Here is a 10,580-nt window from a genome sequence, read left to right on the forward strand (position 1 = left end):
ATATCTGCGGATGGCGTCTTTCGCTGGCCTTTCATCCCTTAAGTTTACGATGCCGGCGGGATTGGCAGATGCGCCTGCCATGATCTGCCTAACAGGTACGGACAGTTAGGGCTTGGTCTTAGCATGCAGTCACGACTTGATGTAAGGTCGCATCAACTGCTTTGCCTCTTGAAAAAATCCGCTCATTCGTCAGGCGAGCACATCAGCTACGAGGCAATACCAGCAATCGCTTCCAGGAATGCATCGATCTCTTCCTCGGTATTGTAATAATGTGGCGACGTTCGCACCACGGGCGGGAGTTGTCGCGTAGAGGCGTCGACGGGTGTACTGGAAGGAGGGGAAACTGAGACGTTGATTCCCTTGCCTGTCAAATAAGCCATGACAGCTGACGAGTCCCAGTCGTTGACAGTGAATGAGATGATGGACGCAAGGGGCGTCCCGAGATCATGTACGGACACGGCACGCATTCCCCTCAGGCCTTCGCGAAGCTTTGACGAAAGGTGATTGCAGCGCTCTTCGATATTTTCGAGCCCAATGTCGAGCGCGTAGTCCACTGCTGCCCGCAGGCCGAGACGAACCGAATAGTTCTTCTCCCACGTTTCAAAACGCCTGGCATCAGGTCGCAATTCGTATCGATCCGGACCAGTCCAGGGCGCGCCATAGAGATCGATCATCGCTGGCTCGATCTTATCCACGAGTGATTTACGCATGTACATGAATCCCGTTCCGCGTGGCGCTCGGAGAAACTTCCTGCCGGTAGCAGTCAGGATGTCGCACCCGAGCGCGTTGACATCGATCGGGATTTGACCCGCAGCTTGGCATGCGTCGAGAAGATAGAGGATGCCGTTTTTTCGCGCTATTCGACCGATCGCTGCTGCTGGATTGATAAGCCCGCCGTTGGTGGGGATCCAGGTAACCGCTATCAACCGAACGCGATCATCGATCATTTTCGCTAGTGCGTCCGGATCGAGGATCCCAGAAGCGTCATTCGGAATGACTTCGATCGATACGCCGGTGCGCTTGGCAACCTGCAGAAAGGCGATGTAGTTGGCTGCAAATTCGGCACTTGCCGTCAGGATCCGGTCTCCAGGTCGGAAAGAGAGGGAATAGAAGGCTCGTTGCCAGGCGATCGTCGCATTTTCAGCTATCGCAATCTCGTCGCGGCCACAGTTTACGAATGTAGCCAAGCTGTCATATGTCCCCTCCAGTAGAGAGTTGGACTCAGCCGCGGCTTCGTATCCGCCGATCTCCCCTTCCCGCCTTAGGTACCCTACCACCGCTTCAATAACAGGGCTCGGCATCAGCGCAGCGCCAGCATTGTTAAGGTGGTTTCTGTTTTTTGTGCCGGGGGTATCAGCACGCAAGCGAAGAAGGTCCAAAGTCTTGCGAGCGTTGCGGCTGATTTGCGACATGAGGGATTCCTTCCTTTGATTGAGCGTCAATCTTGTTGACGCAATCGGCGTTGTCACGGAAGCTGACAACTTCGCAACCCGATGTGCAGAATTGAGCGACGGGGCGTAAGCGTCCGCCAATTCAGCCGGCCAGAGCGCTCCGCACAGTCCGATTTGCGAAACTTCACGAAGACCAAGGTGAGTTTCTCAGAAGGCGTTGTTCGTCACGACGTACCAGCTCTTTCACGAATTGCTTTACGGCTCTCACTCTTGGAAGATAAGCTAGATCCTGGTGTGCTGACATCCAGATCTCGCGCTCGCCGCTCAGTTCGTCGAGCACTGGAACGAGACCCAGGTTTAGACTGCGTGCGAATTCGGGAAGGGCTACAATTCCTGCGCCCGCAGACGCCGCGAACATCTGCGACATCATGCTATTTGAGCTGAACGCTATTTTTGGGGTGGGTACGAGTTCCTCTAGCCAGAGCACGCTTTCAAGCTGAATCAGCTCCTCGATATAGCCAACAAAGCGGTGCTCGCTAAGATCCGCCGCTTGAGAGGGAACTCCATTGCGCTCAAGATAAGCCTGCGAAGCGAATAAGCCAGTCTTGAAACGTCCGATCAGCTGACTGTCCAGAGAAGTTCCATGGGGCTTGAAGAAGCTTAGGAATAAATCCGCTTCCCGGCGAGCGACCCGAACCGTTTGCGGCGACGTTACAAGCTCGAGGTCAAGATCAGGGTGCCGGCTACTGAGTTCAACGAGGCGCTCGGAGAGATAAAGCGTTGCGATGCCTTCCATGGTGGCCAATCTGACTGTGCCGCGTATTTCGTCACGATTGCTTACGTCGCTGCGAAGAGCATTCACGCCGTTCTCGATTTCCTCCGCTCGCCGCATTGTAACCAGGCCGGCCGGTGTCAGCAGAAGTCCGTCCTTGGTCCGCTCGACGAGTGCACCGCCAACCGTATATTCCAGGCGAGCAAGCCGGCGAGATACGGTGGAATGGCTGACTTTTAGTTCGCGAGCGGCACCGGTCACGCTCTTGCACCGGACGACGATGAGGAAGAGTTTGAGATCGTCCCAATCAAGATGATCGATTGCAGTCGCCATGCTACCTCCGTCTATTTTTGCACAGGGTAGTGCATCCTATTCGGGTTGGCTCGCAAATTCGTTTTGATAGTTTCAAACGTGCTGTGCCGCTGTATGTGTGGTGCGCAGTGAAGCAAAGTATCTTGCGGAAACGCTTATCGCCAGCAGCCGGCACTACTTGAACCTACCTTGGGAGAACGCATGTCCAGACGAACTGTGAATGCTTTAAACGCTGCGGCAGTGGGACCGTATTCGCACGCGACATGGGCCGGCGATCTTCTGTTCTGCTCCGGCCAGACACCGCTAGACCCCGGCACCGGCAAACTTGTCGACGGAAATGTAGCCGACCAGACACGCCAGTGTTTCGATAATCTGTTTCAAGTCCTTGAGGCAGCGGGCCTGGGGTCGGATGATGTCGTATCCGTCAATGTCTATCTCACCGACATGGGTGACTTTGGCCAGATGAATGAGATTTACGCGACGCGTTTTTCATCGCCCTACCCGGCCCGCACCACAATCGGCTGCGCCAGCCTGCCGCTTGGAGCACGCATTGAAATCGGTCTAACAGCAAAGCGGCAATCTTGAGCCTGCCTTTGCCGAGCTAGTCGAGATGGCTGATGGCGAGCCTGGATCTGTAGAGGAATGTCGATGGGAAACATGAAATTATGGGCCGCGGCTGCTCATATTGCCCCCGTCTATCTCGATCCTGGGGCGAGCGCGGAAAAAGCTTGCTCGGTGATAGCAGAGGCTGCCCGAAACGGCGCGTCGCTCGTGGTATTTTCGGAGAGCTTTCTACCCGGTTTCCCTGTCTGGGCAGCACTTTACCCGCCCATTCAATCGCACGAACATTTCAAACGCTTCTTGAAAGCTTCGGTGTACATTGACGGCCCGGAAATTGAGCGTGTGCGAAAGGCCGCCTCCGATAACGGTGTTTTCGTTTCAATCGGTTTTTCCGAGCGCAACCCGGCAAGTGTCGGAGGTTTGTGGAATAGTAATGTTCTGATTTCCGATACCGGCCAAATCCTGATCCACCATCGAAAACTGGTCGCAACCTTCTTTGAAAAACTAGTTTGGGATCCGGGCGATGGCGCAGGGTTGGTCGTCGCAAACACGAGAATCGGTCGCATTGGCGGCCTAATTTGCGGGGAAAATACAAATCCGCTCGCGCGCTACAGTCTGATGACGCAAGGCGAGCAAGTTCATATAAGTAGCTATCCGCCGATCTGGCCCACTCGCGTTCCCACAGAAAGCGACAACTACGACAACCGAGCTGCCAACCGCATCCGTGCCTCTGCGCACTGCTTCGAGGCCAAGTGCTTCGGGATCATCGTGGCGGGGCACCTGGACGAAGTCGCACGCAAAGCCATTGCCTTGGATGATCCTGCGATCGAAGCGATCATAGATGCCAGTCCGCGGGCCACTAGCTTTTTCCTAGGGCCGACTGGAGCGGCAACTGGTGACGAAATGACCGACGAAGGTATCGGCTATGCCCAAATCGATCTCGACGACTGTGTTGAGCCGAAACGATTTCACGACGTCGTTGCTGGTTACAACCGATTCGATATTTTCGACGTCACCGTGAACCGGATGCGTCGAAACCCAATCAGATTTTTGGAAGGCCGCGCTGAGGACGCTCTAACGAGCCCTGAGGCCGTGGCCATGCCGGAGTAAAGGTGATGGCGCGGACGGGTATGCACATGACCAAGAAGGGTTTCTCCTTCCAGGGCCCTGCCGACGGCGTTCATGCCCTTAAATCGTGGATCACCCCTGAAGATGATCTTTTTCTGGTAACGCATATGGGGTTCCTGGAGATCGACCCCGAGCATTGGCATTTGGATGTCGATGGCCTCGTGGGTAACCCGACGAGATTGCATCTGTCTGACCTTCAAGCAATGCCACAGCGCGAGTACATGTCGGTTCACGAATGCGCTGGAAGTCCGCTTGCTCCGACAGTGCCTAAACGCAGGATCGGAAATGTAATTTGGAAAGGTGTGCCGCTGTCGCTTGTTCTGGAACGCGCAAAGATCAGCAGCCATGCGTCCTACATCTGGACTTCCGGCCTCGAGTGGGGCGAATACGCAGATGTTGAAGAAGCTTATCAAAAAGACCTGCCGATCGGCAAAGCACTTGCAGAAGAAGTTATCCTCGCACTTGAGATCAACGGTCGGCCACTCACTCCAGAGCGCGGAGGACCGGTTCGACTGGTCGTGCCAGGTTGGTATGGTACAAACTCCGTAAAATGGGTTGGTTCGATCACGGCTGCGGATCGGCGCGCTAGCGGCGCCTATACGACGCGCTTCTACAATGACCCTGCGGCGTCGGGGATGAAGCCGGTTTGGGGCGTCGCCCCGGAGTCCGTTATCGTATCGCCGTCCCCAAATGATCTGCTGTCAGCGGACATGCCAACGAAAATATGGGGCTGGGCTTGGGGAGATCACCAGATCTCCAGCGTCGAGGTCAGCGTGGACGGTGGAGGCTCCTGGCGGACTGCCTCAGTAGGGCCGCGCGAAGGAAGGAGTTGGCAACGGTTCGAGTTGTCGTGGACCCCTACATCAGGCCAGAATATCTTGCTATGTCGGTGCACGGATGAATGTGGGGCGGGACAGCCGCTGACTGACGCGAGAAATGCGGTGCACACGGTTAAAGTTGAAGTTGATCCTTGACCCGGAGCCCACTGCGACATTGGGATGGGCGTCCACCGACGCACGAAAAAATCGAGATTTCTCGATGAGCCAGCGGCACTACGGTCTGCCAGATCGACAGGACAAGAGCTTTCCTGCGATCGGGTGGAACAGAGGCGGTAGCCCGCCGTCACACCGGCCCACGCATGACAGAAACCGCCTATTGAACGGCCGAGGCGATGATCGCGATCATGCGCTATAGATCAGTAGTTGTCGCAGCACCTGTCTGCGCTTGTCATCCGATCATTGGCGATACCAGGCGCTTGTTTTGGAATGCGGACTGGTATCGTCATCATGGCCACCCGTCTTTCCCCTAGTCATCACGGGGTGCATTTCGTTGTGACTCGATGAGAAAACCATGCGCAAGAGCCCTCACTCCTGCCAAATCTGGGAGGCTCGCTGCCACGACCTCTTCGCCGATGTCCTCGGACTACCTACAATCTGGATACCGCATTCGTACGCCGATTGTGGGCAATATGGGCCCGACGAACACGCCTCGCTTTCTGTCACTCGCAAAGAAATTATGAAAATGACCGGTATTTTTCTCGACATCGGCGAATGTGCGTCGGCTCGTGGCTGCCATGGGGGAGTAGGATACCGCCGGCGCAATAGTCTAGCGTGGCGCGCCTAACGATTCTCGCGGCGACAATTGCGTTCGTCGAATGTGCACCAATAGTAGCTGACCCTGCTACCTCATCCGGAAGACCAGATTCTCGGGAAAACCTTTCGCCTCCCAAGGCAGCGTGGTTGTCGTCGAACTTGTTTCGACGGCAGCCACGTGTTGTGGCTATGAGACCGCCTGTGTCGCGGGGATAAAAGTATCAATGGTCCGGGAGCGAGCGCCGGTGACTGGCGCGATAAGAATGCCGTTCGTTTTTGCTTTGCGGTGTGTCGCTCGCCCAGCGAAACTAGTCGGGTCCACCGCAAGGGAGCCAGAATGTCATCGTTTCCGACCTGCCGAGAACGCTTTTTGTGCCGGCCGAATATAATGGTGGCCCGAGTAAACCGACTTCGGCGTAACCGGTGTTCTTCCCACGCGTTCTCCTGTCAGCGATCTGTGTTCGACTTTCAATACAAGAGCGAAGGAAGTGTCTTCGAGACTCCGATTCTGCCAATAAATTCAACTCACTGGCGATCGGCGCGATGGTGACGAAATACTCAATCCGACCAACTTTTCGGAGTTGTCAGATAGAGGGGAACTTTTCGTGCTGCTTGAGGGAGGCATAGCCGTACATGACCACTTCGAGCTTTGGCCATCACCAACGGAGATTGTCAGCTCGAACATTCGCGGACTCAATCAAACCTTCAGCTCGTATGAGAAAGACTATATCGTTTCGAGTTTTGTATTTGACGATTAAAGTATAAAATTACGCTAGTGCGATTGGCCAAATATATAAAAAAATATATTATTGCTATATATTGATCTATGACGGAGCGCCGTCTAGACCTGCTCAACACGCGCCAGGGGGACTACCCTGGTCAGCGACGGGAGGCTTAGATGAACCGACGTGACAAAATGCATCCAAACAAAGCCAGGCGTGATAGCCCGGAAATGAGGCTCGCCTTCCTCGATTGCGTACGTGTGGTTGCTCCACGGAGAGCTATACGCTGGCCGGCCGCACGGAACGACCATCTGAATGCGCTTCGCGAAGTCGCAGATAGCGGAAGATATTATCGGATTAACCGTCCCGTGGTGACCGGCATGGAGCCGAGCCTTGAAAAATTGCCGACATTGCAACAACCATCTGCCGAACACGAGGCAAGCATAGGCCTGGGCCTAACCAAAGCACTTCTCGCCACCAGCCACGAACCGGAACGAATGGGCCAGATCACATGGTTTTCAAAATCTGAACTTGTCTTTGATTGCGCTGGAGGTGATTCTGACAACGGCGAAACCATTGCTACTGATGGACACGTCGAGGCTCTCGCGAACCGCGGATACTCCAACACCCCCGATGCCCATTATCGGCTGGTTGATAGGAATAACCGATCGGAAAAATTGCTCATTGACGATGAGGCCGACACACGTCCACCGAAGAACTATCATGAACATGTTGATTTCGAAAACTGCCACCACATTGATGGCACTTGCAGGCCTTGGAGACACGGTTCGCTTAAAGCCGGCCGCTTCCGCGAAATACGACAGCCGGTAGACATCGGACCAGCGCGCCATCCCGACGCAGCCTTGTGCCTATGGCATTGAAATTAGTGGCAGAATGCGATAGCTGCCAATTACGGCCGCGGCTGTAACACAGGTGGTTGATGCCGTATCTGGTTCGGGCGCGAAACGCGGTGCCGGTGTTGGAAGGGCCGACTAGTTCGACCTTCAATTCGAAGCGACCGTCCGGTCTCAATGCAAGAAGCTCCTGTAGGGTCCTTGAAGGATATCGACAGAGGAAAACTATCAAATGCGGTGTTGCAAGAACGCGCCCCAAGGTCGTGGGGGTGACCCAAATTTTTCTACTGAACCAGAACCTGCAAAGGCCGATATTGCCTACGAGGCTATTCGACGAATTCTCCACAGTAACGGTCGTGTGCCGGGGCAACATCTCAGGGAACAGGATCTAGCGTCTAAGCTCGATCTTGGTCGAACGCCAGTTCGCGAAGCACTTCAGCGGCTTGCAGCTGAAGGGAAGATCCAATACATCCCTCAAAGAGGCTTTTTCACGAGACCGATGTCGGAAAGAACTCTGTTAGATCTTTATGTTGTCGGACGTGAGACCCTGATCTCGGCATTAAATCGAATGCGGCCGCAGGTCCCAGAGAGCTGGACCGTGACGGATAAATTGTCCCCTGACGAACTCGCCTTAAGGGCAGAAGCGATATTCACTAAAGTCGCCCAAGAAGCATCGAATTGCGAGGCTTGCAAAATCGTCCACCGATTCTGTTTTTGCACTCACCCTCTACGAATGGAAATAACTGCGTCGGAACTTCGGCCCGCGTTTGTCGAAAGCCTCGAGAAGCTAATTGCCGCAATGTCTGAACTAGGCACGGCGACGACCCTGGTGGAGTCCGCGTTGGTGAACCACCTTGATCTAGAACAGGGTGCCGTCTCAAGGATTGTACAAGAGGTGAACGAACGTGGATTAACAGGTTTTCCGGGGCCTGCGAGAAGTTTGTGACATCGCATACCGTCATCTCGACGAATGATTCTAATCAACGAACCCGATGAATCTTGTCGAGTGCCGCGCATATCTGCGGCTGCTGCGGGCAATCCAAAAGCCGACGTCGGCATTACCCACCAGCATTTTAATTATGTTGCCAAATCAAAGAGGCTGCCACCATCCCTTCAGCATTCCAGAATACAGCGCTGGCAAAGCGAAAGTTGCTCGTGTCCTATCGGGCAACGCCCTCCGCAGGTTTCCATTTGCCGCGGCTTGCCCAGGCCAGCTATGATGATCGAGCGACGTTTTCAGCCGAAGTCTCAAAAGACATTGTGCCAAAGATAATAACAGCCAACGGGGTCGACGCTGCGACCTTGAGGACAGAGGTTACGCCAGGCGGGTATCTCCTCAAAACGAATGCATTGCTTCAGACCGAGGGTGATCTCGATGACGCCGCGGCGGATCGACTTGCCGGCTCCCTTGGCTACGTCTTCCGCCAATATCGCGTCCTTACCTCTCGCCTCAACGACATGACAGGTAAGACAGGCTTTGTTGTCGTGCGGTTTCCGCAGGGCAGCCTTAACGCCACCGTCGCGCAGAGATTCTTCGAGGCAGCGGACGCAACGAAAAAAGGCTTGGGCGGCGGATATGCCGTGTTCGGTGACGAGCAGATCTTCCTTAATGCAACGAATTCCGAAGGAAAGCCTTATAGCGGACTCGATGACGCAAGCTTCCAAGACGGATTGAGACGCGCAGCCGTATCGTTTGGCAGCCCCAAACCAATGGTTTCTTCCCTCGGCAATGCGACCGCGCGCTTTATTGGGAATGATTGGCAGAGGTCAACAAGAGGCGAGGGCTATCAAACTTTGCTCGGTGGATCGGACGGCGAGTTGGTGAGAAAGCTCGACGAGATCAGCGGGTGTTATGCATTCCTCCTCGCGAAGACAGCCGACAGCAAGGGCTGGGCCAAAGATGAATAAGGGCCGGACGAGGACCTACGCTCAAGTCGCTTAGCGAGTTCAAATGGCGTTTCGCAAAACGGATCTCGCAGTCGATACGATTTTGAGTGATCGTACGCCGGCCACCTGGGGCCGCGCCGGAGAAAATCTCACTGCTGCAATGCTCGAGAAATTCAAGACGGCTTAATCCTGCTTTGGTTCTAGAATATCTTTGCGCGGGCATGTCACAGCTTGAGTGGTCACCATCTTTGCTCGATCTGGCTCAGACATTTGCTGCGCAAGCCGCCGGGATTGCGGCATCGCGGTAGCTGAATCTGATGCCGTCTAATCGCCGTCGGAACAAATGAGAGTCGTCCAACATCGCTAGTCATAGCGTTCGATATTGGTGCGGATCCCATCACCAGCCACCGATTTTACATTCGACGGGGGATTACCAGGGCGAGCCGTGCCGCAGGGAGTCCTTATCTCGCCGGAAAGGTACTGGCCGCTGTTGCAGGGCAGCATGTTGACGTCGAGAAAGTCGCTCCTCTTCAGGGAGTTCTGATACGCTACAACTTCTTTTATCGACATCGGGGTCGAGAAGATCGTCGCTCCCTCAAATCCCGGCAACGCCTCTATTGGCTCAATCATGGGCGACGCCTGACCGGGCGCGGCTGCAGCGCCAATAACCCATGGTCCAACCGATCCGAAAATCACGGATTTCGGACGATCGGCTGGCGTACCAGAGCTGAAAGGAGAATGCGGGAACCCACTGTCGAGCACTGCCTCATCCCATTGGTAAGCTGTAAAAGCTAGAAAATAGGTATACGGAGCAAAACGGTCGATGCGCACTTTGCCGTCTGGAGTAAAGGTATAGTAAATCCACTCTGTGCCGGCGAATGCCCCTGTTGGCCCCACGACGTTCATATCCCAGGGCTTCTGCCACCATGCAATAGACGCCATGTCGCTTTGAAGCAGGCTTTTCGCAAAAGACCACTTTTGACCATTCGGATTGGGCGTGGCTCCCAACGCGAATGATAGGTAAGCATCGTTCGAATTAGAACTTAGAAGCGATAAGGCGCTACCGCCATTAGGAGCGGTATTTTCACGGGTCTTTTCGACCAAAAGGACAGTGAACCCCGTGTCCGGTCTGATCGACGCGCTTTGACTAGTCACGATTGACGCGTGCGGTGGAAAGTTGAAGGAAGTCTTGTTGGTATAGAAGTCAAATGCCTGCCTCGTATCTTCGGGCACCGGATAATCCGCTTCTGCCGCCGAGTCGTGGATGTACAGCTTTGGAAATTCAGAGCTGGTTCGGTTTGTCTGAACAGTTTCGGGCGTTTCGCTAAGTGGATTTCTGCCTCGATTATGCCGCCACCATC

9 protein-coding genes are annotated in these 10,580 nt (G+C 54.7%); 6 read left to right on the forward strand and 3 right to left on the reverse strand.

Translation table 11 applies throughout. From position 1 onward, the window contains the following. Nucleotides 1–206: 206 nt before the first annotated feature. Both FFR93_RS36955 and FFR93_RS36960 read right to left on the reverse strand, forming a co-directional pair. Nucleotides 207–1,412, reverse strand: coding sequence for an aminotransferase class V-fold PLP-dependent enzyme (locus FFR93_RS36955; RefSeq protein ID WP_138396821.1), 1,206 nt, complete (start codon nt 1,410–1,412; stop codon nt 207–209). 163 nt (nt 1,413–1,575) lie between these two features. Next, nucleotides 1,576–2,496: a LysR family transcriptional regulator gene (locus tag FFR93_RS36960; protein WP_138396822.1), complete on the reverse strand. Its 921-nt coding sequence runs from the start codon at nt 2,494–2,496 to the stop codon at nt 1,576–1,578. 180 nt (nt 2,497–2,676) lie between these two features. Between FFR93_RS36960 and FFR93_RS36965 the strand changes: the two genes are divergently transcribed. From FFR93_RS36965 to FFR93_RS36995, 6 genes are all read left to right on the forward strand, one after another. Then, nucleotides 2,677–3,060 carry a Rid family detoxifying hydrolase gene (locus FFR93_RS36965; RefSeq protein ID WP_018484256.1) on the forward strand — a complete coding sequence of 128 codons (384 nt, stop codon included), beginning with the start codon at nt 2,677–2,679 and terminating at the stop codon, nt 3,058–3,060. A 63-nt stretch (nt 3,061–3,123) separates the two neighbouring features. Continuing rightward, entirely contained in the window at nt 3,124–4,146 is a 1,023-nt protein-coding gene (locus FFR93_RS36970) for a carbon-nitrogen hydrolase family protein (RefSeq protein ID WP_138396823.1), read from the forward strand. A 5-nt stretch (nt 4,147–4,151) separates the two neighbouring features. Beyond that, nucleotides 4,152–5,138, forward strand: coding sequence for a molybdopterin-dependent oxidoreductase (locus FFR93_RS36975; RefSeq protein WP_028734623.1), 987 nt, complete (start codon nt 4,152–4,154; stop codon nt 5,136–5,138). Between the two features lie 1,516 nt (nt 5,139–6,654). Then, entirely contained in the window at nt 6,655–7,359 is a 705-nt protein-coding gene (locus FFR93_RS41170) for a Bro-N domain-containing protein (RefSeq protein ID WP_165504291.1), read from the forward strand. Nucleotides 7,360–7,564: 205 nt separating this feature from the next. After that, nucleotides 7,565–8,278, forward strand: coding sequence for a GntR family transcriptional regulator (locus tag FFR93_RS36990; RefSeq protein WP_018517071.1), 714 nt, complete (start codon nt 7,565–7,567; stop codon nt 8,276–8,278). Nucleotides 8,279–8,487: 209 nt separating this feature from the next. Beyond that, on the forward strand, nt 8,488–9,240 hold the full coding sequence (locus FFR93_RS36995) for a hypothetical protein (RefSeq protein ID WP_246661395.1): 753 nt from the start codon (nt 8,488–8,490) through the stop codon (nt 9,238–9,240). 342 nt (nt 9,241–9,582) lie between these two features. Here FFR93_RS36995 and FFR93_RS37000 read toward each other — a convergent pair. Then, nucleotides 9,583–10,580: hypothetical protein (locus FFR93_RS37000; protein WP_246661396.1), on the reverse strand; the 998-nt coding region annotated here is incomplete at its 5' end.

This window comes from Rhizobium sp. MHM7A, from assembly GCF_005862215.1.
Lineage (GTDB): Bacteria > Pseudomonadota > Alphaproteobacteria > Rhizobiales > Rhizobiaceae > Rhizobium > Rhizobium bangladeshense.

Excerpts from the sequence above, each read along its gene's own strand:
- FFR93_RS36970 (WP_138396823.1), top strand. The coding sequence starts at position 3,124 with ATGGGAAACATGAAATTATGGGCCGCGGCTGCTCATATTGCCCCCGTC.
- FFR93_RS36965 (WP_018484256.1), top strand. The coding sequence starts at position 2,677 with ATGTCCAGACGAACTGTGAATGCTTTAAACGCTGCGGCAGTGGGACCG.
- FFR93_RS36975 (WP_028734623.1), top strand. The coding sequence starts at position 4,152 with ATGGCGCGGACGGGTATGCACATGACCAAGAAGGGTTTCTCCTTCCAG.
- FFR93_RS36960 (WP_138396822.1), bottom strand. The coding sequence starts at position 2,496 with ATGGCGACTGCAATCGATCATCTTGATTGGGACGATCTCAAACTCTTC.
- FFR93_RS36955 (WP_138396821.1), bottom strand. The coding sequence starts at position 1,412 with ATGTCGCAAATCAGCCGCAACGCTCGCAAGACTTTGGACCTTCTTCGC.
- FFR93_RS36990 (WP_018517071.1), top strand. The coding sequence starts at position 7,565 with ATGCGGTGTTGCAAGAACGCGCCCCAAGGTCGTGGGGGTGACCCAAAT.
- FFR93_RS41170 (WP_165504291.1), top strand. The coding sequence starts at position 6,655 with ATGAACCGACGTGACAAAATGCATCCAAACAAAGCCAGGCGTGATAGC.